Below are 24,527 nucleotides of genomic sequence, written 5' to 3'. Positions count from 1 at the left end.
TATCAGCCGGCCGCTGCGCGACCGATCCGCCACGCACCGCCCGCATCGGACCCCGTCGGCTGCCGGGGCAGGGTGATCCGCGCGGGCGCGCCCTGCAACGTCGCGCGGCATCGCGGGCTTGCCCTGCCGCGTGCCGAGTCCTATTGCGGAAACGGGAGGAGAGCATCATGGAACGCATCACCTTCACCGGAGCCGACGGAACCCCGCTTGCCGCCCGGCTGGACCTGCCCGAGGGGCCGCTGCTCGCCACCGCGCTGTTTGCCCATTGCTTTTCGTGCTCCAAGGATATCCTTGCCGCGCGGCGCATCGCCCAGCGGCTGGCAAGCATGGGAATCGCGGTGTTGCGCTTCGATTTCACCGGGCTCGGCCATTCCGGCGGCGAGTTCGAAAATACCACCTTCGCCACCAACGTGCAGGATATCCGGGCGGCGGCGGGCTTTCTTGCCGGGCGCGGGATGGCGCCGGCGCTGCTGATCGGGCATTCGCTGGGCGGTTCGGCCGTGCTGAAGGCCGCCGGCGATATCGAAAGCGCCCGCGCCGTGGTCGCGATCGGCGCGCCGGCCGATCCGTCGCATGTTACCCGCCATTTCGAAGACGCGCTGGCCCGGATCGACGCCGAAGGCGTGGCCGAGGTGGATCTGGGCGGCCGGCCCGTCCGCATCGGTCGCGATTTCGTCCGTGACGTGAGCGAGGCATCGCTGATCGAGGCGGTGCATGCCCTGCGCAAGGCGCTTCTGGTGCTGCACGCCCCGCGCGACAACGTGGTCGGAATCGAAAACGCCGCGCGGATATTCGTCGCCGCGCATCACCCCAAGAGCTTCATTTCACTGGACGACGCCGATCACCTGATCACCCGCGCCGAAGATGCCGAATACGTGGCCGAAATCGTCGCAGCCTGGGCCGGGCGTTACGTCGATCTGCACCCGCCCGCGCCGCCCCCCGGCGCGCCCGAGGGCGTGATTCGTGCGTCCGAGGTCACCCCCGAGGGCTTCCTGCAGGACATCACCTCCGGTCCCTTTCACCACACGCTCGCTGACGAGCCCGAGGCATACGGCGGCACCGACCGCGGCATGTCGCCCTACGGGTTTCTCGCCGCCGCGCTTGCCGCCTGCACCTCGATGACGATCCGGATGTATGCGCGCCGCAAGGGGCTGCCACTTGAACATGTGCATGTCGATGTGACCCATTCTAAGGTGCACGCGCGGGATTGCGAGAATTGCGATGGCAGCCGCATCGACCATTTCACCCGTGTCGTCCACCTTTTCGGGCCGCTCGACGACGACCAGCGCCGGCGCCTGCTCGACATCGCCAACCGCTGCCCGGTGCACCAGACGCTCGAGGCCGGCGCGCGGGTCAGCACCCGGCTTGCACAGGTCTGAGGCTGGACAATCCGCCACCTCGCGGCCAAGCTCGCGCATCGACAGAGCAAGGGTGCCGCCATGCCGCCGCGCAAGATTATCATCGATACCGACCCGGGTCAGGACGACGCCGTGGCGATCCTGCTGGCGCTGGCCAGCCCCGAAGAGCTCGACGTGCTCGCCATCACCGTCGTCGCCGGCAACGTGCCCCTGATCAAGACCTCGCGCAATGCGCGGGTGGTGTGCGAACTGGCCGGGCGCCCCGACATGCCGGTTCACGAAGGCTGCGGGCATCCGCTGGAACGCATGCTCATCACGGCCGAACACGTGCACGGCAAATCCGGGCTCGACGGGTGCGACCTGCCCGAACCGACGATGCCGGTATCGGATCTGTCCGCGGTCGAGGCGATCATTCATCAGGTGCGGCGCCATCCGCCCGGCACGGTCACGCTGTGCCCGCTCGGGCCGCTGACCAATATCGCCACCGCGCTGAAACGCGCCCCCGACATTGCCGGCCGTCTGGCCGGGATCGTGCTGATGGGGGGCGGATTCTTCGAGGGCGGGAACATCACGCCTGCGGCGGAATTCAACATCTACGTCGATCCGGAAGCGGCGGATATCGTCATGCAATCCGGTGTCGATATCACCATGATGCCGCTCGACGTGACCCATCAGGCGCTGATCACGCGCGAATGGCTCGACCGGATCGCGGCGCTCGGCACACCCGTCAGCCGCGCCGTCTGCGGCTGGCTGGATTTCTACGAACGTTTCGACATCGAGAAATACGGCGGAAACGGTGGCCCCCTGCACGACCCCTGCGTGATCGCCCATCTGCTGAAGCCCGGGCTTTTCGAGGGCCGGTTCATCAATGTCGAGATCGAAACGGCAAGCGATCTGACCCGCGGCATGACCGTCGCCGACTGGTGGGGTGTGAGCGGGCGTGCACCGAACGCAAACTTCATCGCCAAGGTCGATGCGCCGGCGTTCTTCGACCTGCTGGCGGACCGGCTCGCACGCCTGTGACCCGCACCGTCCGTCACCACGCGGCCGGACGGCCAGCCATCGAGAGGTTCCCGTGAGCACCAAACTGCATCTGGCGAAAACGGAGGATCTCGACCGGGTCCTGGCCATGGTCGCCGCCTTTCACGAAGAAACCGGCATCGAGCAGAGTGCCGAAACGCGGATGGATGCCATCGTCCCGCTGCTGGAGGGCTGCCCGCATGGCGTGATCTACACGCTCGGGCCGCGCAAATCGCCGGTGGGCTACATCTCGATCTCGTTCGGCTGGTCGATCGAGATGGGCGGCATCGACGGATGGGTCGACGAATTCTGGATTCGCCGCGCGGTACGGGCGCGCGGCATGGGCAGCGAGGCGATCACGGCGCTGCTGCCGGCATTGCGCGATGCCGGTGTGGCCGCGCTTCATCTGGAGGTCGACCGCGACAGCGCGGCGGCCGAGCTTTACCGTCGGATGGGTTTCGTGAAGCGCGACCGCTACTGCCTGATGACGGCGCGGCTGAAACGGCGCGATACCTGAGCGGGCGCGCCTGCTGAATTCTGCCGCCGGCCCCCTATATGGATCGGCAGGAGGCCTGCGATGACCCTGCAAATTCCGTTCGACAACAGCTACGCCCGCCTGCCGGAGCGTTTCTATGTCCGCCAGCCGCCGGTTCCGGTTGCCCGGCCCGAACTGGTGCTGCTGAACCGCGTGCTGGCCACCGATCTGGGCATCGACCCTGCGGCGCTGCAATCGGACGAAGGGATCGCGGTGCTTTCGGGAAATGCGGTGGCCATGGGATCCGAGCCGCTGGCGCAGGCCTATTCCGGGCATCAGTTCGGCGGCTTCTCCCCCGTTCTGGGCGACGGGCGGGCGCTGCTTCTGGGCGAGGTCATGGACCGGCGCGGACGGCGCCGCGACATCCAGCTCAAGGGATCGGGGCGGACCGCCTTCAGCCGGCCCGGCAGCGACGGGCGCTCGCCTCTCGGGCCGGCGATCCGCGAGTTCATCGTCAGCGAGGCGATGCATGCGCTCGGCATCCCGACGACGCGCTCGCTCGCCGTGGTGGCAACCGGCGAAAGCGTGCGCCGGAACGGGCCGGAGCCGGGTGGCGTGCTGACCCGCATCGCCGCCAGCCACCTGCGCATCGGAACCTTCCAGTTCTTTGCCGTCCGGCAGGATATCGAGGCGCTGCGCCTGCTGGCCGATTTCGCCATCGTGCGCCATTTCCCGGAGGCGGAAGGGCCGCTCGACCTGCTGAACGCGGTGATCGCCCGCCAGGCGGATCTGGTTGCGCGGTGGATGGGAGCCGGCTTCATCCACGGCGTGATGAACACCGACAATACCGCGATTTCGGGGGAAACCATCGACTATGGTCCCTGTGCCTTCATGGACGAATACCACCCGCAGACGGTGTTCTCCTCGATCGACCGTCATGGCCGCTATGCCTTCGACAGGCAGGCCGGAGTGCTGGCATGGAATCTGGCGCAATTCGCCAGTTGCCTGGTGCCGCTGCTGGATCGGGATACCGACACGGCGGTCCGGATCGCGCAGGGGGCGGTGGGCGCCTATCCAGCCCTGGTGGAACGCTCGTGGGGGGCGGTTTTCGCCGCAAAGCTGGGTCTGGCCGAGATTCGGGGCGGCGACGATACGCTTGCCGTTGAGCTGCTCGACCTCATGGCACGGCAGCAGGCCGATTTCACCAATACCTTCCGCGGGCTTGCCGACGGAAGCGCCGGGGCGCAATTCACCGACCCCGCGCCGTTCGACACCTGGGAATCGCGGTGGCGGCAGCGCGTCGCGCAGGGGGCCGCCCCCGAAGCTGTCGCTGCCCGCCTGCGCGCCGCCAATCCGGCAATCGTCCCGCGCAACCACCGGGTCGCCGAGGCGATTTCTGCGGCGGAAGCCGGTGATCTTGCCCCCGTCCATCGGCTGATTGCGGCGCTTCGAACCCCATTTGCCAGCCCGGATACGGCAACCCACGCACTGACAAAGCCGCCGGCGGACGACGAGCGGGTGCGGCAGACCTTTTGCGGCACCTGACAGCTCCGTCGACCGATCAATGCTTCGGTAACGGGATCGCGGCAGAGATGGCACCTGTTCACCCGGCGCGCGGGCGACTATAGCTTTGCTCAGACAAGGAAGGCGAACACCCCGGATGCCGCACACGGCCGAGCAGTCTTTTCTCCCCATCGCGGCCCAGTGCCGGTGTAAATTTCCGTGAGGCGCGCAGCCGAAAGGTGCCGGCAGGTGCTGCCCGGTGCGCGCTTTCTAGGTACCGCGCTGATGCTGCTGGCTGTGGCCGCCTGCAGCCCGCCCGCCCCGGACGACGCGCCGCAGCGCGACACGCCGGCGGCCGATCCCCTGCCGCCGATGCGCAGCTTCGGGGCGCCACAGGTCCGGCCGAGCCTGCGCAGCAACGCGGCACTCGCCGCCGATTTCCTCGATCTTACCTTCATGCTGGAAAACGGCCGGCCGCTCGAACGGCTGACACGTTACAAGGGCGATATCGCCGTCTCGCTGCGTGGTGCGACCAACCCGGTGCTGGAACGGGATCTCGACCGGCTGCTTGCCCGGCTGCGTGGCGAGGCGCGCCTGCCGATCCGCCGCGCCGAAACGGACGAGACGCCGCAGATCGTCGTCGAGGTGATGCCGCGCCGGACGCTTCAGCGGGCGGTCCCCGACGCAGCCTGCTTCGTCGTGCCCCGCGTTGCCGGCTGGCAGGACTTTCTCGCGGCGCGGCGCAGCGACCGGGTGGACTGGACCACGCTGGAACGGCGCGAAACCGCAACCGTGTTCCTTCCCGGCGATGTCAGCCCGCAGGAAGCGCGCGATTGCCTGCACGAGGAGATCGCGCAGGCCGTCGGCCCGCTCAACGATCTTTATCGCCTGCCGGATTCGGTTTTCAACGACGACAACTTCCATACCGTCCTGACCGGTTTCGACATGCTGATGCTGCGCGTCACCTACGATGGTGCGCTGACCAACGGCATGACACGCGATCAGGTGGCCGCCGCGCTCCCCGCCGTTCTCGACCGCCTGAACCCGGGTGGCCGGCGCGCGGGCACCGCCGCAGCGTCGGAAACCCCGCGCGCCTGGGTCGATGAGATCGAATACGCCCTGGGTCCGCGCGGTTCGGAGCGGCGGCGCAAGGCGGCAGCGGAACGCGCGGTCGGGATTGCCACGGAAGAGGGCTGGAACGATGTCCGCCTCGGCTTTTCGCTCTACGCGCTGGGGCGCTTGGCGCTGATGGACGACCCGGAACTGGCGCTTCAGGCCTTTGTCGCGGCCGCCCGCACCTACCGAGCCCTGCCCGACGCGCAGGTTCAGGACGCCCATGTGGCGATGCAGCTTGCGGCCTTCGCGCTCAGCGCCGGTCAGCCAGAAGGCGCGATGGCGCTGATCGACGAGAGCCTGCCGGCGGTGCGTGCTTCGGAAAATGCAGCACTGCTGTCGTCGCTGATGATGATGCGCGCGGCGGCGCTGGAACTGCTCGGCCGCGACGCCGAGGCGAGGCGCGAACGCGAGCAGGCCCTCGGCTGGGCTCGCTACGGTTTCGGATCCGACCGGATCGTGCGCGAACACGCGGTCGAGATCGCCTCCCTTGCCCATCGCCCGGCCGACCGTTAGATCGGCTGCGTACAGACCGGAACAGGCACATGATCGTCATTCTCTGCGCCATATTCGGCGCGTTTCTCGGGGGATATCGCGCAAGGAACCGTGGCGGCAACATGGCCGACATCGCCCAATATGCCACCGCCCACGCCATCGCCTTTGCCCTGCTGGGGCTGTTTGCGACCATCTTCATCGAACGCATGCTCTGATTTCAACGGCCACAGGGGCTGACTGCTGGAAAAGCCGGCAATGCGGACTTTGCTCTCGTTTGGATGAAGCCCGCGCCGTGCCCAGCGGGCTTTTTCCGCACGGGGTGCTTTGCACAAACGTCACACCAGATTCGATGCCATCCTTCGGAAGCGAACATGGGCCATGCATCGATGCCGTTGGAACACGGTGGCGCGTTGGTCGGGTTGATCGTTCGGTGGTTCGGCGGACCTGCGGGGGACTGCCGCAGGCGTATTGTCGTGTGTGGCCGCGCCCTCTGGCATTGCGGTGTCGTTTGGCCTATGTCAGCCAGCGGACCAGCCCACCAGGAACAGGCAGCTAGAAGGATCGAGTCGTGCCAAGGATCACCTATATCGAACATTCCGGCAAGGAACATGTCGTGGACGTCGCCAAGGGGCTGACGGTGATGGAAGGCGCTCGCGACAATGGTGTTCCGGGCATCGACGCGGATTGCGGCGGTGCCTGTGCCTGTTCGACCTGCCATGCCTACATCCATCCCGACTGGGTGGCGAAGTTGCCCGAGATGGACGTGATGGAGGAAGACATGCTCGATTTCGCCTACGAGACCAGGCCCGGGCTTTCGCGGCTGACCTGCCAGATCAAGGTCACCGATGCGCTCGACGGTCTGATCGTCCAGCTTCCCGAAAAGCAGATTTGAATCTGCGGCCGACCGGCGATTTGCCACGGCCGCGCCGGCCTGTCGCAGGTGCCCGCCTCAGCCTTCGAACGGCGATTGCGGATAGCTGACCCCGGCCAGATAAAGGCCCGAGGGCGGACAGACCGGGCCGCAGGCGGCGCGGTTGCGGCATTCCAGCGCGCGGCGCACATCGTCGGGCTGCCATGCCCCGGCCCCGACCCGTTCCAGCGTGCCGACGAAGCTGCGGACCTGGCTGTGCAGGAACGAACGGGCGCGGACATGAAAGTGGATTTCGCGCCCGCAGGATGTTTCCACCGCCTCGATATCGAACTGGTCGAGCGTTCGCACCGGGCTGTCGGCCTGGCATTCGGCGGCGCGGAAGGTGGTGAAATCGTGCCGCCCCAGCAGATGGCGTGCCGCTTCCCGCATCGGTGCCAGCGCCAGCGGATGCGCGACCTGCCAGACGCGCCCGTGCAGCAGCACCGCAGGGGCGCGCCGGTTCAGGATGCGGAACAGGTAGCGCCGCTCGACGGCCGAAAAGCGGGCGTGCCAGTCGTCGGGTACCTGGGCGGCGGCGACCACGGCCACCGGATCGGGCCTGAGGTGATAATTCAGCGCCTCGGACAGGCGAAACGGCTCCCATTCGCGCGCCATGTCGGCATGGGCGACCTGACCCAGCGCATGCACCCCCGCATCGGTCCGCCCGGCGGCGGCGACGGGCGGGCAGCCCGGGTCGAGCCTGCGCAGCGCGGCCTCCAGCGCCGCCTGCACGCTGGGGTGATCCTTCTGGCGCTGCCAGCCGGAAAAGGGCGTGCCGTCGTATTCGATCCTGAGGGCGTAGCGGGGCATGGGCGGCGCTTAGCCGCTGGCGCCCCGGCTGTCCACAGGCGACTTGCGCCGCTCCGGGGCTAGGCAGCGCGGGGGGGCGGCCATATGTAGGGCGTGGCAAGACGAGAGGTTCAGGTGGTCATCGGGCGGATAGCGGACGGAATCGCGCGGGGGGTGGATTCCACCGGTGCGGCGGTTTCGGAAATGTTCTTCGAGCCGACGATCCGGCTCGGCGTGACCGGGCTGGCGCGGGCCGGAAAGACGGTCTTCATCACGTCGCTGGTGGCGAATCTGATGGATCGTGGCCGGATGCCGGGGTTTCAGGCGGCGGCCAATGGCTCGATCCGTGCCGCCTGGCTGCAACCGCAGCCTGACGATACGGTACCGCGCTTCGCCTTCGAACGGCACCTTGCCGCGCTGACCGGGCCGGCGCCGCACTGGCCTGAACCCACCAGCGCGGTGTCGGAGATCCGGTTGTCGCTCAAGGTGCAGCCGCAGGGGATGCTTGGCGCCCTGTCGGGGCCGCGGACTGTGCATCTCGATATCATCGACTATCCCGGCGAATGGCTGCTCGATCTCGAACTGCTGAACCGCAGCTACGACGAATGGTCGGCCGATGTGCTGGGATGGGCGCGTCAGCGCGATGCCGCGGCAGGGTTTCTTGCGCTGCTTGATGAAACCGACGGTGCCGCGCCGCTCGACGAGCCCCGGGCGCAGGCGCTGGCCGATGCCTATGTCGGATACCTGCGGGCGGCGCGGGCTGCCGGCTATTCCGACTGCACGCCGGGCCGCTTCCTGATGCCGGGCGACATGGCGGGCTCGCCCGCGCTGACCTTCGCCCCCATGCCGCCGCTTGAGGCCGCGCCCGCGCGCGGCACGCTCCGGCGCGAGATGGAGCGCCGCTACGACGCCTACAAGTCGCGGATCGTCAAGCCGTTCTTCCGCGACCACTTTGCGCGCATCGACCGGCAGGTTGTGCTGGTGGATCTGCTGGGCGCTATTCATTCCGGCCCGCGCGCGATCGAGGATCTGGGCCGGTCGATCAACAATATCCTCGGCGCCTTCCGGCCGGGGCGCAATGCCTGGCTGACGCGGCTTCTGGGGCTGAAGCGGGTGGACCGGCTGCTCTTCGCCGCCACCAAGGCCGATCACATCCACCACAGCCAGCACCAGGCGATGACCGCGATCATGGAGGCGCTGCTGAGGCAGGCGCGCGACCGGGCGGATTTCGCCGGTGCGAAAACCAGGGCGATGGCGATCGCCTCGTTGCGGGCGACGGTCGAGGAGCAGCGCGATGTCGATGGCGAACCGCTGGGCATGGTGCGCGGGCGGCTGATCGACACCGGGCGCGAGGCGGCGCTTTATCCGGGCGAACTGCCTACTGACCCCGCGCGCCTGCTGGCGCCGGCCCGCGACGGGGCCGAACGGTGGCTCGACGGCGATTATTCGGTCATGCATTTCGCACCGGCGCCCGGAACGCTGAAGCCGGGCGAGGGCCCGCCGCATATCCGGCTTGACCGGGCCGCCGAATTCCTGATCGGGGACAAGCTGACATGAGCGACAGCCGCAAGCAGCCGGTGATGATCGAAATCGAGGCCGAGGAACCGGCGGTACCGGGCCCCGCCGAGGCGCCGCCGGTGCCCGATCCGGCGCCCGAGCCGCCGGGCGGCCGGGCGATGCAGACGGTGGCGGTGCTGGGCGCGCGCCGCACCTCGCTTCCGGGCCGGTTTTTCTGGGGTGCGCTGGCCGGATTTGTCGGTTTTGCCGTTTCCGTTGCCGCGTGGGATTTTGTCACCTCGATGTTCGCGCGCAACGATGCGCTCGGCACGCTTGCCTTCGGGCTGCTGCTGGCGGTTGCTCTCGCCTTGCTGCTGATCGCCCTGCGCGAACTGGCCGGGTTCTTCCGCCTGTCGCGGCTCGACCATATCCATCGCGATGCCGGTACCGCGCTTGCCGCCGAGGACCTGAAAGCGGCGCAATCGGTGGTCCGGCGGCTGGACGCACTTTATGCGGGGCGCCGGGAGATGGACTGGTCGCGCCAGCGCGTGAACGAGCGCGCGGGAGACATTTTCGATGCCGACGCGCTGCTCGGGCTGGCGGAGGCCGAACTGATGGCGCCGCTCGATGCCGCCGCGCGGCGCGAGGTCGAGGCGGCGGCGCGCCAGGTGGCAACGGTGACCGCGCTGGTGCCGCTGGCGCTGGCCGATGTGGTGACGGCTTTCTTCGCGACGGTGCGGATGATCCGGCGTATCGGCGAGATCTATGGCGGGCGCTCGGGGCTGCTCGGCAGCCTCAGGCTCACCCGTTCGGTGTTGACGCATCTGGTTGCGACGGGGGCAGTTGCGGTCGGTGACGACATGATCCATTCAGTTGCCGGCGGCGGGCTGCTGAGCCGGCTGTCGCGGCGCTTTGGCGAAGGGGTGGTGAACGGCGCGCTGACCGCGCGGGTCGGTGTTGCCGCGATTGAGGTCTGCCGGCCGCTGCCGTTCGTCAGGTTGCCGCGGCCCTCGGTCACATCGCTTGTCCGGCGGGCCCTGACCGGGCTTTTCGGCAAGGAGTGAACGGCGGCCCTTCGGTTCGGGATTTCATGCGCGGCCCTACGGGCGCGTACCAAGGTATGGAGAACGATTTTGGATTTACTGGCGCTGGCAGTGATTGCCGTTCTCGCCCTGCCGGTCTTGCTGATCGTTCTGACTATCGGGTATTTCAACCTGCGACGGGATGTCGGCGTGCTGCGCAGTCGGATCGACCTGCTTGAGGCGCGGCCCGGCCACGACATCGCGCCGGTGCCCGCTCCCGGGCCATGGATCGCAACGCACCGGCAAGCGCCCGAACGCGCGACGCAGCAAAGCGCTGCCGCCACGCCTGCCGATGCGGCGCCGGCGGCCCGGGACCGGCGCGCCCGCCGTGCTCCGCCTGCCGTGCAGGCACCGGCCCCGCAGCCCGTTGCGCCCAAGGGGCCGTCACATGCCGACCGGCTGATCCGCTGGCTGCGCGAGAACTGGTTTTACGTGCTTTCTGCGATCTCGCTGGCGCTGGCCGGGATATTTCTTGTCGATTACGGCATCGAAACCGGGTTCCTGACGCCCGCCATGCGGGTTGCGCTGGCGGCGGTGCTGGGGGTCGGGCTGATTGCCGCCGGCGAGCGGATACGCCGGCGTTCGGGCGGTGACGACGCGGGGGCAACGGCGCTGCTGCCGTCGACCTTTTCCGGCGCGGGAATCGTCGTTCTCTACGGCGCGGTCTTTGGTGCGCGGATGCTCTATGGGCTGCTCGGGCCCGGCGCGGCACTGGCCGGGCTGGTGGCGGTCTCGTTGGTGGCGCTGGTCTTCGGCTGGTTCTATGGGCCGTTCCTTGCCGCCATCGGCCTTGTCGGCGGCGCGGCGGCGCCGTTTCTCGTCGGCGGCGGCAGCGATGACCCGGGCCTGTTCTATTCCTATTTCGGGATGCTGGGGATTCTCGGGCTTGCCATCGACGGGGTGCGGAAATGGCGCTGGGTATCGTGGCTGGCGCTTGCCGCCGCCATCGCGCCGGCATGGGTCCTGTTCGTCGATGGCGGGGCGGGCTATGCCGGGTTTGCGGCGATGCTGACGGCGGTCGGGCTGGGAACGCTCGCCTGTTCGCGCATGGAGCGCCTGCCGGCGCATTCCGGCCCGCCCGCGGTGCTCGGGCGCCTGATGCGCAGGAAGGACGATGCGCCGCACCAGCCCGTCGCGCCCGATGTCCGGATCGTCTTCGGCGCCATTGCGGTGGCCACGGTCCTGATCGTGGCCGGCGTCGGCTGGAACGAAGCCGAAGCGCTGCTTGCCGCGCTCTGCCTGACCGTGCTGCTGGTCGCGCTGGCGGTCTGGTGCTGGCGCGCCGGGGCGCTTGTCGATAGCGCGCTGCTGCCCGGGATCGGTCTGATCGCGCTTGCCTGGCAGGGAAAATTCCTGTTCGCGCGCCTGCTCGACCTCGGTCAGCAGACGCCGCTGTCGGAAATTCCGCCCGAGGTGCCCACTGGCGTATCACTGTTTCTCGCTTTCGCGGTGGCAGGTACGCTTGCCTATGCCTGGCGCAGCGGGCGGGCGCCGGTCTGGAAACCGGTCTGGGCGGCGGCGGCGGTGATCCTTGCGCCTGCCGTGGCGGTCGCGATTCATCTGGCGTGGCCGGCCTATCTGCCGCAGCCCGGCATGGCCTGGGCGCTGCACGTGATCGCGCTCGCCGCGCTGATGACGCTGCTGGCCGAGCGGTGGGCGCGGGCGGACGGCCCGGACGACCGCCGGCGCATGGCCTATGCGGCGCTGTCGGCTCTGTCGCTGATCGCGCTGGCGCTGTTCGTCCTGCTGAGCCAGGCGGCGCTGACGGTGGCGCTGTCGGTGCTGATCGTCGCCGCCGCGGCGCTCGACCGGCGGTTCGGGCTGCGCGAGATGGGCCTGTTTCTGAGTGTCGGGGTGGCGGTGCTGGGCTGGCGCCTGGCGGGTGACCCCGGTATCGGCTGGGCGCTGCATGCGCCGCTGACCGATGTGCTGCTGTCGTTCCTGTCGGCGCTCGCGGCTCTGGTGGCGGCATGGCTGCTGCTGGCGCCGCGCGGCCGCAACCGGGCGCGGGCGCTGGCCGAAAGCGCCTTCTGGGCCTATGGCGGGATATTCGTTTCGGTCCTGCTGCACCGGGCGATCACCGCCGTTGCCGGTGAGGCGCAGAACGACAGTTACTGGAGCCTGTCGTTGCAGGGCATGGTGTGGCTGCTGCTGGCCACGGTTCAGTTGCGCCGGCTCGAGCAGGGCGGGCGGCTGCGCCAGGTGCGGCTCGGGCTGCTTGCGCTTTACGGGCTGATCGGTATCGGTGGGCTTGCCGCGTCGGTCTTCGAGGCCAATCCGCTGCTGAAGGAGGGCGCGCCGGTCGTCGGCCCGTGGCCGTTCGATACGCTGATGGTTGCCTATCTGCTGCCGGGGCTGCTGCTGTTGTGGCTCGCCCGGTCCGGCGGGGGGCAGAAAGCGCTGCGGCTGGGGGCGGCGGTCGCCGGGGGGGCGCTGGTGCTGCTGTGGCTTGCGCTGGCCGTTCGCGCGTTCTGGCACGGCGGCGTCTACATCGGGCTCGGCACCTCGGCGCCGGAGCTTTACACCTATACGGTCGTGATGCTCGCACTTGGCGCGGGGCTGCTGTTCCGGGCCGTCACAACCGCCGACACGCGGCTCAGGCGCGTGGCGGTCGCGGTGATCGGGTTGACGGTGCTAAAGGTATTCCTGATCGATGCCGCCGGGCTGACGGGGCTTCTGCGCGTGTTCTCGTTCCTCGGCCTCGGGCTGGTTCTGGCCGGACTCGCCTGGCTGAACCGCTGGGCGGCAAGCCGGGCCGGCGCACCGCCCGACCGATAGATCGCGGCATCCGGTTGCGACCGTGCGAGGCTCTGGACCGCCGCAGCGACGCGGGCTATAGGCCAAGCCAAGATGTATGAACGGTCGATCATCATTCGAATTAGCGGCCCGGCGCTCTGATCAGACGAGCCGCCGGGACAAGGCGTATGGAAGACCGCGCCGACCGACATCCGACCACCCGATTTCCAGAGGACGCGAACCATGTGCGCCGATACGCCCGAAACGACATTGCCCGACTACAAGGACACCCTGAACCTTCCCAAGACCGATTTCCCGATGCGGGCCGGTCTGCCCAACCGCGAGCCCGGCTGGCTGAAGCACTGGGAGGAGATCGGCGTCTACGACCGGCTGCGCGAGAAGGGCAAGGCGGACACGCGGCCTTCCTTCGTGCTGCACGACGGCCCGCCCTATGCCAACGGCAACCTTCATATCGGGCACGCGCTGAACAAGACCATCAAGGACATGATCGTACGCTCGCACCAGATGATGGGACGGGATTCGCGCTACGTGCCCGGCTGGGACTGCCACGGCCTGCCCATCGAATGGAAGATCGAGGAGCAGTATCGCGCCCGGGGCCTGAACAAGGACGAGGTACCGGTGCTGGAGTTGCGCAACGAATGCCGCGCCTTCGCCTCCAGGTGGATCGACATCCAGCGCGAGGAATTCAAGCGGCTGGGCGTGACCGGCAACTGGAAACACCCCTATCTGACGATGAACTATCATGCCGAGGCGGTCATTGCCGAGGATTTCATGAAATTCCTGATGAACGGCACGCTTTATCAGGGCTCCAAGCCGGTCATGTGGTCTGTGGTGGAAAAGACCGCGCTGGCCGAGGCCGAGGTCGAATACCACGACCACACCAGCCACACGATCTGGGTCAGGTTCCCGGTGATCCGCTCGCTCGACCATACCGGCGCGCGGCAGTCGCTGCGCGGTGTCGATGTGGTGATCTGGACGACGACACCGTGGACGATCCCGTCGAACCGGGCGGTCGCCTTCAACCCCGAGCTTTCCTACGGGCTCTACGAGGTGACCGCCGCGCCGGCGGACAACTGGGCCAAGGCGGGCGACAGATACATCCTTGCCGACAATCTGGCCGGCGAGGTGATGAAGGCGGCGCGGGTCGATGCCTTCGAGCGCCGGCAGGATGTCAGCGGCGAGCAGCTCGACCTGATGATCTGCGCCCATCCCTTCCGCGGGATCGGGGGCGGTGCGGGCGAATGGGACTATGACGTGCCGATGGTCCCCGGCGAGCACGTGACCGACGAGGCGGGAACCGGGTTTGTCCACACCGCGCCCAGCCATGGCGCGGACGACTTCATCCTCGGCGTGCGCCACGGGCTGAAGATGACCCACAACGTGCTGGAAGACGGCTCGTTCCGGTCCGACCTTCCGCTGTTCGGGGGGGCGGTGATCTTCGACGAGAAGGGCAAGGAAAAGGATGCCAACAAGCGGGTGATCGATGCGCTGGCCGGGGCCGGCGCGCTGATCGCGCGCGGCCGCGTCAAACACTCCTATCCCCATTCGTGGCGCTCAAAGGCGCCGCTGATCTTCCGCAACACGCCGCAATGGTTCGTCGCCATCGACCGCGATGTCGGCGACGGGCACGATACCTATGGCAGGACGATCCGCGCGCGGGCGCTCAACTCCATCGACCAACTGGTGAAATGGACCCCGCCGGCCGGCCGCAACCGCCTGCATGCGATGATCGAGGCGCGCCCCGACTGGGTGCTGTCGCGCCAGCGCGCCTGGGGTGTGCCGCTGACCTGTTTCGTGAAGAAGGGCGCCACGCCGGACGATCCCGATTTCCTGCTGCGCGACCCGCAGGTCAACGCCCGCATCGTCGAGGCCTTCGAGGACGAGGGCGCCGACGCTTGGTACAGGGAGGGCGCGGCGGAGCGCTTTCTCGGCAAGGATCACGATCCCGCCGCCTACGAGCAGATCTTCGATATCCTCGATGTCTGGTTCGATTCGGGTTCGACCCACGCCTTCGTGCTGCGCGATCGGGCCGATGGCACCCCGGACGGGATCGCCGATGTCTATCTGGAGGGGACCGACCAGCACCGTGGCTGGTTCCATTCCTCGCTGTTGCAGGCCTGCGGCACGATGGGGCGTGCACCCTATCGCAATGTGGTCACCCACGGCTTCACGCTGGACGAGAAGGGCAACAAGATGTCCAAATCGCTCGGCAACACGATCCTGCCTGAGCAGATCGTCAAGCAGTACGGGGCCGATATCCTGCGGCTCTGGGTGGCGCAGACCGATTATACCGCCGACCAGCGGATCGGCCCCGAGATCCTCAAGGGCGTGGCCGACAGCTACCGGCGGCTGCGCAACACGCTGCGCTTCATCCTCGGCGCGCTGCCCTATTTCGACGAGGCAAGGCGCGTGCCCTACGATCAGATGCCCGAGCTTGAGCAGTTCCTGCTGCACCGGCTGTCGGAACTGGACGAAATGGTGCGCGACGGTTACGGGCGCTTCGATTTCCAGGGGGTGTTCCAGACCGTCTTCAACCTGGCGACGCAGAACCTCTCGGCCTATTACCTCGATATCCGCAAGGATGCGCTCTATTGCGATGCTGCGGACAGCCCGCGGCGGCTGGCGGCGCTGACGGTGCTGGACGAGATCTTCCGCCGCCTCGTCACCTGGCTGGCGCCGATCCTGCCTTTCACCATGGAAGAAGTCTGGCTGGAGCGTTACCCGGGCTGGGAAAGCTCGGTCCATCTGGAGGATTTTCCGGCGACCCCCGCCGAATGGCGCAACGACGATCTGGCGCGGCGGGCACGGCGCGTCCGCGATATCCGCCGGGTGGTGACCGGCGCGCTCGAGGTCGAGCGGGTGAACAAGGTCATCGGCGCCTCGCTCGAGGCGGCGCCGGTCGTCCATGTCGCGGAAGCGGACGCGGAATTGCTGAAGGGCGTTAACTTCGCCGATCTCTGCATCACCTCGGGGATCGCCGTGACCACCGATCCGGCGCCCGAAGGCGCGTTCCGGCTGGCCGACGAGGATGGCGTGGCGGTGGTCTTTGCCCCAGCCGAGGGCGAAAAGTGCCTGCGATGCTGGAAGATCCTGCCCGATGTGGGAACGCACGCGCATCCGGGCACCTGCCAGCGCTGCAACGACGCGCTGGGGTGATCCGCCCGGCGCGGCGCCGGAGGCGTTTCGGCATTCGGCCGGGGCGTCCTGTCAGCAGACAACAGGGGCGGTGACGGCTATCGCCGCTCCGCCTTTTTCTTTCTCACCGGGATAGCCTGCTGCACAAGCCCGGCGCAGAGCAGATAGAGGCTGGAAGCCATCAGCCCGACCTTGGCCCAGCTTTGCGGATCGAACTCGACCCAGGCGGCCCACCCGGCGCAAAAGGTCCAGACAAGGGCCACGGGCAGCGAAACCGCCCGCCAGCGGCGGGTCCGCACCGGGTGGATGAAGCGCAGGTTGGTGAACATTGCGGCAGCCAGCAGCAGGATGACGGTCAGCGCCAGCCAGTCGGGCGGCCTGATGGCGAAGAAGACCAGAACCACCATGTTCCAGCAGCCCGGAAAGCCGGCAAAGGAGTTGTCGGCGGTCTTCATGCCCGTGTGGGCGAAATAGAGCGCGCTGGCGAAGGTAATGATGAACAGGGCCGCCCAGCCGGTCCAGCCGTCCAGCAGGCCCGAGGCGTAAAGTGCAAAGGCCGGGATGAAGACATAGGTCAGATAGTCGATGATCAGGTCGAGAAGCACGCCGTCGACCTGCGGCGCATAGTTCCAGACATCGTACCTGCGCGCCAGCGGCCCGTCTATTCCGTCGACCACGAAGGCGAGAACCAGCCAGAGGAACATCATCGGCCAGTCGTAATCCACCGCCGCAAGCAGTGCGAGCATCGCCAGGACGGCACCGGTGGCGGTAAAGAGATGGACGCAATAGGCGCTGTGCTGCGGTTTCATGCGCACTTCATGCACGATAGCGGACGCCGGGGCAATTCACTGTGGCGCGCCACGGCCGCGATGCGGAATTTTCAGGCCTTCGGATGTGCCATATCGTAGACTTCCATCAACCGGCGCGTATCGACGGCGGTATAGGCCTGGGTCGTCGAGAGCGACGCATGCCCCAGCAGCTCCTGGATCGTGCGCAGGTCGCCGCCGGCCGCCAGCAGATGCGTGGCGAAACTGTGGCGCATGGCGTGCGGTGTGGCCGAGGCGGGCAGGCCAAGCTGCATCCGCGCCCGCTCCATCGCCCTGGCGATCAGCCGGGGGTTGAGCGCACCGCCGCGCGCACCGCGAAAGACCGGCGTGCCGGGGCCGAGTTCCCACGGGCAGAGCGCGGCATATCGCGCGACGGCACGGCGTGCGACCGGAAGAACGGGTACCAGTCGCTCCTTGCCGCCCTTGCCGCGAATCCGCAGCATATCGCCCAGCGGAAGCTGATCGCCGGTCAGTCCCAGCGCTTCGGATATCCTCAGCCCGCAGCCGTAGAGCAGGGTGACGACCGCCACATCGCGCGCGGCAATCCAGTCTTCCTCCGATTGCAGCGCAACCGATTCCAATATCTCGCGGGCGGCGTCTTCGGCGAGCGGGCGCGGCAGGCGCCGGCGGTATTTCGGCCCCCGCGCGGCAAGGATCGCGGTGATGTCGTAGCCATCGCGCTCGGCCAGCCAGCCGGCGAAGTTCTTCACCGCCGAAAGCTCGCGCGCAAGCGTGCGTGCCGAAACGCCCCTGCCGCGCTCGTCGGCCATCCAGGCGCGCATGTCGGTGACGGATACCCGCGCCAGCGGCGCCAGCCCGAGGCTTTCGCCCAGATGCCGGGTCAGGAACCCCAGAAAGCCCGAAACATCGCGCCGATAGGCGGTCAGCGTATTGTCGGCGACGCCCTCGATGGCACGCAGGTGGTCGAGCCAGCGCGCCAGCGCATCGCCGAGACCGGCGGAGATATGGGTCAGTTCAGCCAGCGCAGCATCTGCCGTTCGAAAACGCCGGTGAGGAAATCGAGCAGATCGGTGCCCTGTTCAGGTGAAAACTGCGCCACGTCTTCGGCGCCGAACAGCAGCATCGCGGGCAGCCGGCTGGCACCCAGATCCAGCACCAGCGCCGCCTCAGAACCGATTTCGCGATCATGCCCCTCGTAGAGCGCGCCGAAGCTCTCGGGCAGCGGGCGCAGGGTGATGCGCCGCGCGCGGGCGCCGGAGCGGCCGGCACGAACATAATGATCGACATAGCCGGGTTTGACGATACGCAGGATTTCCCCCGCCTCGGGCAGGTCCGCCTCGGCGTTGGCGGCCGATTCGAGCACCAGACGCACGCAATCGACCCTGAGAATGCCGGGAAGCGCCTCGGCCAGAACGCCAAGCATGTCGGTGAAACTCTCCGCATCGAGCAGCGCCAGCACCGCGCGGTGAATCTGTCCGGTGCCGGCGACATTGTCATAGGCCGCGGCAAGCACCGAACGATGCGTATCCTCGAGCCGCTCCAGCCGGTCCTCGAGCCGTTCCATCGCGACGCCGCGCAGGTCGATCACGTTTTCGCCCTGCATGCCGCCGGTGGCGGTCACCAGGCTGCTCATGATCGCCGGGTCGTCGAGAACCAGACCGGGATCGGCCAGGATCTGGTCGCGCAGGGCGGCGGTTTCGTGGATCGAATCTTTCATGCCGGACTCCATCGGATCAGCATTCACATCAACTTCACCCGGCAAGGCGTTGCGGGTCAGGGTATTTTCCCTGTCTTTTTTGCCCGGTCCGGCGCCGCGGCGTCCAGTCCCTTGTAGGTCAGGGCATGATTTGCCATTGCTTTTATCACTGTGGGTGGCGCCGTGGCCACATCGGCGCCGGTCAGGGCGGCACGCTTCAGTTGGCCGGGCGCGTGGACCGAGTTGGCGACGACCCGGGGCCGGTACCCGCAGGTGTTGTAGATCCGGCGGATATCGGCGATCAGGGTCATGCCGTCGAGCGCAAGGTCGCCGACCCGGCCGGCCGGGGCTGAAACCGGGATCGTGCCGGCCCTGACCGCAAGCAGCGCCTGATTTTGGGGAAGAAACAGCGTGACGTTGACCATGAGGCCCTCGCCGGTGAGCACCCTGAATTTCCTGAGCCTGCCCCGGGTGAGCGGAACCGCGATGGCGACATCTGTCGGCGACCGTCGCGGGGCGACGTGCCGGGACCGGCGATGACCGATCCGGGCCGTTTTTCCAAGGGAACGCCGGTTGCCGTGCTGACCACCCAGCCGATCGACCGGCTTCTGGATTACTTCGCGCCCGACGAAGGCTGTGCCGAGGGCGCGGTTGTCGAAGTGCCGCTGGGGCCGCGCAAGGTGCCGGGCGTGGTCTGGGGGCCGGGGCAGGGCGGCTTCGAAAGCAGCAGGATACGCGGCATATCGCGTGTGCTCGACGTGCCGCCGCTGCGCGCCGAGATGCGCGAATTTCTGGGCCGCGCCGCCGATTACACCCTGACGCCGATGCCCGCCATGCTGCGGCTGGCGACCCGTGCGCCGGGCCTGGGCGATCCGCCGTCGATGCGCCGGGTCTACCGGCGTGGCGATGCCGATCCCGACCGGATGACCGATGCCCGGCGCCGGGTTCTGGAGGTTCTGGAGGATCACGGCGGGCTGGCCTTTACCCTGTCGGAACTGGCCGCAACGGCCGGGGTAAGTACATCGGTGATCGGGGGACTGGTCCGGCAGGGTGCCGTGCGCGAGGAGGCGACGCCGCGCGATCTGCCCTATCCCCGGCTCGATCCCGAACGGGGGGGAGTGCCGCTGAGCGAGGCTCAGGCGGCAGCGGCGGCGGCGCTGCGCGCCGCCGTGGCGCGCACGACCTACGCCACCACAAAGCTGAAGGGCGAGTCCGGTTCGGGCAAGACCGAGGTCTACCTGGGAGCGGTGGCCGAAACCCTGCGCCGGGGGCGGCAGGCGCTGGTGCTGCTGCCGGAAATCGCACTGACCGGCGAATTCCTCGACCGCATCGAGGCGCGGTTCGGCGCGCGGCCCGCCGAGTGGCATTCGGGCGTGACCATGACCGAGCGGCGGCGGGCCTGGAAGATGGTGGCCGAGGGCGGTGCACAGGTTGTCGTCGGGGCGCGTTCGGCATTGTTCCTGCCATTCCGCGACCTTGGGCTGATCGTCGTCGACGAGGAGCACGACAGTTCCTACAAGCAGGAGGACATGGTTCTTTACAACGCGCGCGACATGGCGGTGCTGCGGGCCTCGATCTGCGATGCGCAGGTGGTGCTGGCCTCGGCGACCCCCAGTCTCGAAAGCTGGGTCAATGCCGAGGCAGGGAAATATGCGCGGCTCGACCTTGAGGCGCGGTTCGGCGCCGCCGAATTGCCCGAGATGCACGCCATCGACATGCGGGACGAGAAGCTGCCGGCAAGCCGCTGGATCTCTGGCGGATTACGGCGCGCGGTCGATGCGCGGCTGGCGGCGGGAGAACAGGCACTGCTGTTCCTGAACCGTCGCGGCTATGCGCCGGTGACGGTCTGCCGGGCCTGCGGACATCAGATCGGCTGCGATCATTGCGATGCGCGGATGGTGGAACACCGGTTCCGGAAACGGCTGATCTGCCACCAGTGCGGCGAGACCAGGCCGATGCCGGAAGCCTGCCCGAAATGCGGGGTCGAGGGGCGTCTGGCGCCGGTCGGGCCGGGTGTGGAGCGGCTGGCGGAAGAGGTTGTCGGGCTTTTTCCCGAGGCGCGGGTGGCGGTGCTGTCCTCGGACCTGTTCGGTTCGGCGCGCGCGCTCAAGGCGCGTATCCGGGAAATCGCCGAGGGAGGCGCGGATATCGTCATCGGCACGCAGCTTGTCGCCAAGGGGCACAACTTCCCCCTGCTGACGCTGGTGGGCGTGATCGACGCCGATCTGGGCCTGCAGGGAACCGACCTGCGGGCGGCCGAGCGGACCTTCCAGCTGGTCCGGCAGGTGGCCGGCCGGGCCGGGCGGACGGCGGAACGCAAGGGGGTGGCGCTGCTACAGACCTATCAGCCCGAACACCCCGTCATCCGGGCGATCCTTTCGGGCGACGAGGAGGGCTTCTGGCGTACCGAAGCCGCCGAGCGGCAGGTGGCGGCAGTGCCGCCTTTCGGCCGGATGGCCGGGATCATCCTGTCCTCGCCCGAACTGGCCGAGGTTTTCGACCTCGGCAATGCGCTCGCCCGGTGCGACGGGCCGCTACGGGCGGTAGGGGCGCAGCTATTCGGGCCGGCGCCCGCCCCGATCGCCCGGGTGCGCGGCCGCCACAGGGTGCGGCTGCTGATCAAGGCCGACAAGTCCGCGCCGCTTCAGGCGGCCATCCTTCGCTGGCTGGAGCAGGTGCGCGTGCCACCCAGGGTACGGCTGACGGTCGATATCGATCCGCAGAGCTTCTACTGAAGCGCTTCGGTCTGACGTTGAAGCACCCCATTCCGGGGAATGCGTCCGGACCAAAGGCGAGAGGCTGCGCTTCCCAATTTGCTGAACGGTCGAAATACCGCGGCGCCGCCACGCGCGTGGCATATGCGGTTTGTCCTTCCCTTTGCCCCGGCGCGGCCCTAGAGCGATTGCATGCGCACCATGTCCCTTTCCGAAGCGCGCGCCCTGCCGGTCTGGCGCCGCCCTGTCACGCTGCTGTTCGTCACCGCGGCGGCGATGCCGGTTTCCTTTGCCACCTGGTCGGCGCTGCTGAACAATTTTGTCATCGAGGTGGCCGATTTCGACGGGTCGGACATCGGCTGGCTGCATACGGTTCGCGAGATCCCCGGCTTTCTGGCCATCGGAGTGATCGCGCTGATCCGGATGATCCGCGAACAGGTTCTGGGCCTGCTGTCGCTGGCCCTGCTGGGCGTCGCGACGGCACTGACCGCATGGTTCCCGACGCTTGGCGGCATCCTGACCATAACCATGCTCAGTTCGATCGGGTTTCATTATTACGAGACGGTCAACCAGTCGCTGCAACTGCAATGGCTGGACAAGGCGCGCGCGCCGCAGGTGCTGGGCTGGATTCTGGCGACGGGTTCGGCCGCGACGCTGGTTGCCTATGGGCTGATCGTCGCGACGTGGAAGACCTTCGGGCTCGACTACAACACCGTCTACATGACGGCCGGGCTGGTCACGGCGGCGATCGCGCTGATCAGCCTGGTCTGGTTCCCGCAGTTCGAATCGCCGACGCCGCAGGTGAAGAAGTTCGTGTTGCGCCGCCGCTACTGGCTCTATTACGTCCTTCAGTTCCTCGCCGGGGCGCGGCGGCAGATATTCGTCGTTTTCGCCGGGTTCATGATGGTCGAGCGGTTCGGTTTCGACGTGCACCAGGTCACCTCGCTGTTCCTGATCACGCTGGTGGCCAACATGATCGCCGGGCCGCTTTTCGGGCGTGCGGTGGGAAAATACGGCGAACGCAACGTGCTGCTGTTCGAATATGCCGGCCTTGCGATCATCTTCTTTCTCTATGGCGGCATCTACATGTTCGGCTGGGGGGTGGTGCTGGCCGCCACGCTCTATGTGGTCGACAATATTTTCTTTGGCCTTGCGCTGGCGCTGAAGACCTATTTCCAGAAGATCGGCGATCCGGCCGACATGGCGCCCACCGCCGCCGTCGCCTTCACCATCAACCACATCGCGGCGGTGTTCCTGCCGGCGCTGCTGGGCTATGTCTGGCTGTCCTCGCCGGCGCTGGTATTCGTGCTGGCCACTGCCATCGCGATGGCTTCGCTGCTGATGGCGCTGCTGATCCCGCGCCATCCCGCGCCGGGCAACGAGACCGTCCTTGCCCGCAGGCGGAACTCCCAAGCGGCCGGCTAGGCGGGGCGGTTCGTGGCGACGCTGCGACCGCAAGATGCTGGAAGCGCGCCGGCGCAGGTCTTATATGTTCGCGGTATCGCAAGGAGACCCCGATGTTCCCCAGCCGCAAGACAACCGGAATGGTACTGCCCGAAGACGCGCTTTCCGGCCGCGCCCGGCCCATCCCGACGGCAGAGACGCATTTCGTCAACGGGCGAAGGCTGGCGGATGCGCCGCCCGAGGGCATGCGGGCGATGACAGTCGGCATGGGGTGCTTCTGGGGTGTCGAACGGATTTTCTGGCAGGTTCCCGGCGTCTGGCTGACGGCGGCGGGCTACGCCGGCGGCTACACCCCCAACCCGACCTACGAGGAGGTGTGCGGCGGAAAGACCGGCCATGCCGAGGTCGTGCGGCTGGTTTTCGATCCGGATATCGTTTCCTACGATACCCTGCTCGGGATTTTCTGGGAAAATCACGATCCGACGCAGGGTCTGCGACAGGGCAACGACATCGGTTCGCAATACCGCTCGGCGCTCTACGTATATGGCGCGGAACAGCGCGCCGCGGCCGACGCCTCGTGCCGGGCCTATCAGAACGCATTGCACGCCGCCGGGCACGGGGCCATCACCACCGAAATCCGCGACGCGCCGGAATTCTATTTTGCCGAGGACTACCACCAGCAATATCTCGCCAGGAACCCGGCGGGATATTGCGGGATCGGCGGCACCGGGGTCGCCTGTCCGCTGGGGGTGGGTGTGTTGACGGGTCATTGATCTGAAGGAGCCGATGGCGGGGCACCGCATTCATATTTTCGGGGCAAGTGGTTCGGGAACCTCGGCGCTGGGGCGCGCGCTCGCCGAAGCGCTGGCGTCGCAGCATTTCGATACCGACGATTTCTACTGGTATCCGACCGATCCGCCATTCCAGAACGTGCGTTCCGTTTCCGAACGGCGCGCGCTGATGGAGCAGATGTTCCTGCCGCGGCGCGACTGGGTGCTCTCGGGGTCGCTGGACAGCTGGAGCGAGGGGATCGACCACCGCTTCACCCTTGCGGTGCGGATGGAACTGGATGCGGAAACCCGCCTGGCGCGCCTGCGCGCGCGCGAGGCGCGGCGCCTGAGCTTCAACGGCGGGGTCAGGCCGTCGGAACGGGCCGATGTCGATGCCTTCCTCGAATGGGCCGCCGGCTACGAGGACGGCCTGCTGCCCGGGCGGAACAGGGCGCGGCACGACGCATGGGCGAAAACGCTCGAATGCCCGGTGCTGCGCATCGATTCCGGCCCGCCCGTCGAAAGGCAGGTTTCGGAAGTTCTGGCGATGCTTGACCTTGGCCGCCGCAGGCCCTAGCGGCGGGAGCGATCCAGCAAGGGAGCCGCAGATGCCGACCTTCACAGCCTTCACCACCCTGCCGGGCAAGGAGCCGGCCGAAGCGCTCGGCCTTGCCATGGAACGGCTCGATCCGGAGCCCACCGGGGTAGGCGTTTTCGAGATCGAGGACGAGTCCGGATTGTGGGAGGTGGGCGGGTATTTCCTCGAAACGCCCGATGCGGCCGCGCTCGCCGTGCTGTCGGCGGCCTTCGGCGCGCGGGAATTCGCGATCTCCGAACTGCCCGAGACCGATTGGGTCGCCAAGGTGAAGCGCGACCTGAGCCCGGTCAGGGGGGGCAGGTTCTACCTGTACGGCAGCCACGATGCCGATACGGTGCCCGACGATGTGGAACCGCTGCTGATCGAGGCGGCGATGGCCTTTGGCACCGGGCACCACGGCACGACGCTGGGCTGCCTGCGCGC

21 protein-coding genes are annotated in these 24,527 nt (G+C 67.7%); 16 read left to right on the top strand and 5 right to left on the bottom strand.

What is annotated here, in order from left to right:
* Window positions 1-167 precede the first annotated feature (167 nt).
* The 7 genes from ACK5IR_RS12300 (at window position 168) to ACK5IR_RS12270 (ending at window position 6,856) form a co-directional block, all read left to right on the top strand.
* A complete protein-coding gene (locus tag ACK5IR_RS12300) occupies window positions 168-1,379 on the top strand; it encodes an alpha/beta fold hydrolase (protein ID WP_416929308.1) in 1,212 nt (403 codons plus the stop codon).
* Between the two features lie 60 nt (window positions 1,380-1,439).
* Window positions 1,440-2,381 (top strand): nucleoside hydrolase, encoded by a 942-nt coding sequence (locus ACK5IR_RS12295; protein ID WP_416929306.1) that lies wholly within the window; start codon window positions 1,440-1,442, stop codon window positions 2,379-2,381.
* A 52-nt stretch (window positions 2,382-2,433) separates the two neighbouring features.
* Window positions 2,434-2,895 (top strand): GNAT family N-acetyltransferase, encoded by a 462-nt coding sequence (locus tag ACK5IR_RS12290; protein ID WP_416929304.1) that lies wholly within the window; start codon window positions 2,434-2,436, stop codon window positions 2,893-2,895.
* Window positions 2,896-2,955: 60 nt separating this feature from the next.
* On the top strand, window positions 2,956-4,398 hold the full coding sequence (locus ACK5IR_RS12285) for a protein adenylyltransferase SelO (protein ID WP_416929302.1): 1,443 nt from the start codon (window positions 2,956-2,958) through the stop codon (window positions 4,396-4,398).
* Window positions 4,399-4,575: 177 nt separating this feature from the next.
* Window positions 4,576-5,985, top strand: coding sequence for a DUF2927 domain-containing protein (locus tag ACK5IR_RS12280; RefSeq protein ID WP_416929300.1), 1,410 nt, complete (start codon window positions 4,576-4,578; stop codon window positions 5,983-5,985).
* Between the two features lie 29 nt (window positions 5,986-6,014).
* Window positions 6,015-6,179 carry a hypothetical protein gene (locus ACK5IR_RS12275; protein WP_416929299.1) on the top strand — a complete coding sequence of 55 codons (165 nt, stop codon included), beginning with the start codon at window positions 6,015-6,017 and terminating at the stop codon, window positions 6,177-6,179.
* A 353-nt stretch (window positions 6,180-6,532) separates the two neighbouring features.
* Window positions 6,533-6,856, top strand: coding sequence for a 2Fe-2S iron-sulfur cluster-binding protein (locus tag ACK5IR_RS12270; RefSeq protein ID WP_416929297.1), 324 nt, complete (start codon window positions 6,533-6,535; stop codon window positions 6,854-6,856).
* Between the two features lie 57 nt (window positions 6,857-6,913).
* On the opposite strand, the gene truA is transcribed toward ACK5IR_RS12270, so the two are convergent.
* A complete protein-coding gene (truA, locus tag ACK5IR_RS12265) occupies window positions 6,914-7,684 on the bottom strand; it encodes a tRNA pseudouridine(38-40) synthase TruA (protein ID WP_416929295.1) in 771 nt (256 codons plus the stop codon).
* 114 nt (window positions 7,685-7,798) lie between these two features.
* On the opposite strand from truA, the gene ACK5IR_RS12260 reads away from it, so the two are divergent.
* The 4 genes from ACK5IR_RS12260 (at window position 7,799) to ileS (ending at window position 16,155) form a co-directional block, all read left to right on the top strand.
* Window positions 7,799-9,220, top strand: coding sequence for a YcjX family protein (locus tag ACK5IR_RS12260; protein ID WP_416929379.1), 1,422 nt, complete (start codon window positions 7,799-7,801; stop codon window positions 9,218-9,220).
* The gene (locus ACK5IR_RS12255; RefSeq protein WP_416929293.1) at window positions 9,217-10,224 is read left to right on the top strand and encodes a YcjF family protein; all 1,008 of its coding nucleotides are present in this window, start codon (window positions 9,217-9,219) and stop codon (window positions 10,222-10,224) included. The genes ACK5IR_RS12260 and ACK5IR_RS12255 overlap by 4 nt, the downstream gene beginning before the upstream one ends.
* A gap of 69 nt (window positions 10,225-10,293) precedes the next feature.
* Window positions 10,294-13,020, top strand: coding sequence for a DUF2339 domain-containing protein (locus tag ACK5IR_RS12250; RefSeq protein WP_416929291.1), 2,727 nt, complete (start codon window positions 10,294-10,296; stop codon window positions 13,018-13,020).
* A 201-nt stretch (window positions 13,021-13,221) separates the two neighbouring features.
* Window positions 13,222-16,155, top strand: a complete 2,934-nt coding sequence (gene ileS / locus ACK5IR_RS12245) for an isoleucine--tRNA ligase (protein WP_416929289.1) — start codon at window positions 13,222-13,224, stop codon at window positions 16,153-16,155.
* Between the two features lie 77 nt (window positions 16,156-16,232).
* Here ileS and ACK5IR_RS12240 read toward each other — a convergent pair whose 3' ends face one another.
* From ACK5IR_RS12240 to ACK5IR_RS12225, 4 genes are all read right to left on the bottom strand, one after another.
* Entirely contained in the window at window positions 16,233-16,943 is a 711-nt protein-coding gene (locus ACK5IR_RS12240) for a CDP-alcohol phosphatidyltransferase family protein (RefSeq protein WP_416929287.1), read from the bottom strand.
* Window positions 16,944-17,014: 71 nt separating this feature from the next.
* On the bottom strand, window positions 17,015-17,935 hold the full coding sequence (locus ACK5IR_RS12235; protein ID WP_416929377.1) for a tyrosine recombinase XerC: 921 nt from the start codon (window positions 17,933-17,935) through the stop codon (window positions 17,015-17,017).
* Window positions 17,932-18,639 (bottom strand): DUF484 family protein, encoded by a 708-nt coding sequence (locus ACK5IR_RS12230; RefSeq protein WP_416929285.1) that lies wholly within the window; start codon window positions 18,637-18,639, stop codon window positions 17,932-17,934. The genes ACK5IR_RS12235 and ACK5IR_RS12230 overlap by 4 nt, the downstream gene beginning before the upstream one ends.
* 56 nt (window positions 18,640-18,695) lie before the next feature.
* Window positions 18,696-19,106 carry a transaldolase family protein gene (locus tag ACK5IR_RS12225; RefSeq protein WP_416929375.1) on the bottom strand — a complete coding sequence of 137 codons (411 nt, stop codon included), beginning with the start codon at window positions 19,104-19,106 and terminating at the stop codon, window positions 18,696-18,698.
* Window positions 19,107-19,154: 48 nt separating this feature from the next.
* On the opposite strand from ACK5IR_RS12225, the gene ACK5IR_RS12220 reads away from it, so the two are divergent.
* The 5 genes from ACK5IR_RS12220 to ACK5IR_RS12200 form a co-directional block, all read left to right on the top strand.
* Entirely contained in the window at window positions 19,155-21,353 is a 2,199-nt protein-coding gene (locus ACK5IR_RS12220; RefSeq protein ID WP_416929283.1) for a primosomal protein N', read from the top strand.
* A 171-nt stretch (window positions 21,354-21,524) separates the two neighbouring features.
* Window positions 21,525-22,757, top strand: coding sequence for an MFS transporter (locus ACK5IR_RS12215; protein ID WP_416929281.1), 1,233 nt, complete (start codon window positions 21,525-21,527; stop codon window positions 22,755-22,757).
* A 92-nt stretch (window positions 22,758-22,849) separates the two neighbouring features.
* Window positions 22,850-23,509 carry a peptide-methionine (S)-S-oxide reductase MsrA gene (msrA, locus tag ACK5IR_RS12210; protein ID WP_416929279.1) on the top strand — a complete coding sequence of 220 codons (660 nt, stop codon included), beginning with the start codon at window positions 22,850-22,852 and terminating at the stop codon, window positions 23,507-23,509.
* 13 nt (window positions 23,510-23,522) lie between these two features.
* The gene (locus ACK5IR_RS12205) at window positions 23,523-24,083 is read left to right on the top strand and encodes an adenylate kinase (RefSeq protein ID WP_416929277.1); all 561 of its coding nucleotides are present in this window, start codon (window positions 23,523-23,525) and stop codon (window positions 24,081-24,083) included.
* 31 nt (window positions 24,084-24,114) lie between these two features.
* On the top strand, window positions 24,115-24,527 hold a 413-nt coding region (locus ACK5IR_RS12200; RefSeq protein WP_416929275.1), incomplete at its 3' end, for a 50S ribosomal protein L11 methyltransferase.

The sequence above is a fragment of the Tropicimonas sp. genome (genome assembly GCF_047971885.1).
GTDB lineage: Bacteria > Pseudomonadota > Alphaproteobacteria > Rhodobacterales > Rhodobacteraceae > Tropicimonas.
Note: the sequence above shows the minus strand (reverse complement) of the source record. Positions and strands in the feature narration are given on the sequence as shown.

Bases quoted from the DNA above. Each gene is read 5' to 3' on its own strand.
- ACK5IR_RS12300 (WP_416929308.1), top strand. From the start codon at position 168: ATGGAACGCATCACCTTCACCGGAGCCGACGGAACCCCGCTTGCCGCC.
- ACK5IR_RS12295 (WP_416929306.1), top strand. From the start codon at position 1,440: ATGCCGCCGCGCAAGATTATCATCGATACCGACCCGGGTCAGGACGAC.
- ACK5IR_RS12285 (WP_416929302.1), top strand. From the start codon at position 2,956: ATGACCCTGCAAATTCCGTTCGACAACAGCTACGCCCGCCTGCCGGAG.
- ACK5IR_RS12275 (WP_416929299.1), top strand. From the start codon at position 6,015: ATGATCGTCATTCTCTGCGCCATATTCGGCGCGTTTCTCGGGGGATAT.
- truA (WP_416929295.1), bottom strand. From the start codon at position 7,684: ATGCCCCGCTACGCCCTCAGGATCGAATACGACGGCACGCCCTTTTCC.
- ACK5IR_RS12255 (WP_416929293.1), top strand. From the start codon at position 9,217: ATGAGCGACAGCCGCAAGCAGCCGGTGATGATCGAAATCGAGGCCGAG.
- ileS (WP_416929289.1), top strand. From the start codon at position 13,222: ATGTGCGCCGATACGCCCGAAACGACATTGCCCGACTACAAGGACACC.
- ACK5IR_RS12240 (WP_416929287.1), bottom strand. From the start codon at position 16,943: ATGAAACCGCAGCACAGCGCCTATTGCGTCCATCTCTTTACCGCCACC.
- ACK5IR_RS12230 (WP_416929285.1), bottom strand. From the start codon at position 18,639: ATGAAAGATTCGATCCACGAAACCGCCGCCCTGCGCGACCAGATCCTG.
- ACK5IR_RS12220 (WP_416929283.1), top strand. From the start codon at position 19,155: ATGACCGATCCGGGCCGTTTTTCCAAGGGAACGCCGGTTGCCGTGCTG.
- ACK5IR_RS12215 (WP_416929281.1), top strand. From the start codon at position 21,525: ATGCGCACCATGTCCCTTTCCGAAGCGCGCGCCCTGCCGGTCTGGCGC.
- msrA (WP_416929279.1), top strand. From the start codon at position 22,850: ATGTTCCCCAGCCGCAAGACAACCGGAATGGTACTGCCCGAAGACGCG.
- ACK5IR_RS12205 (WP_416929277.1), top strand. From the start codon at position 23,523: ATGGCGGGGCACCGCATTCATATTTTCGGGGCAAGTGGTTCGGGAACC.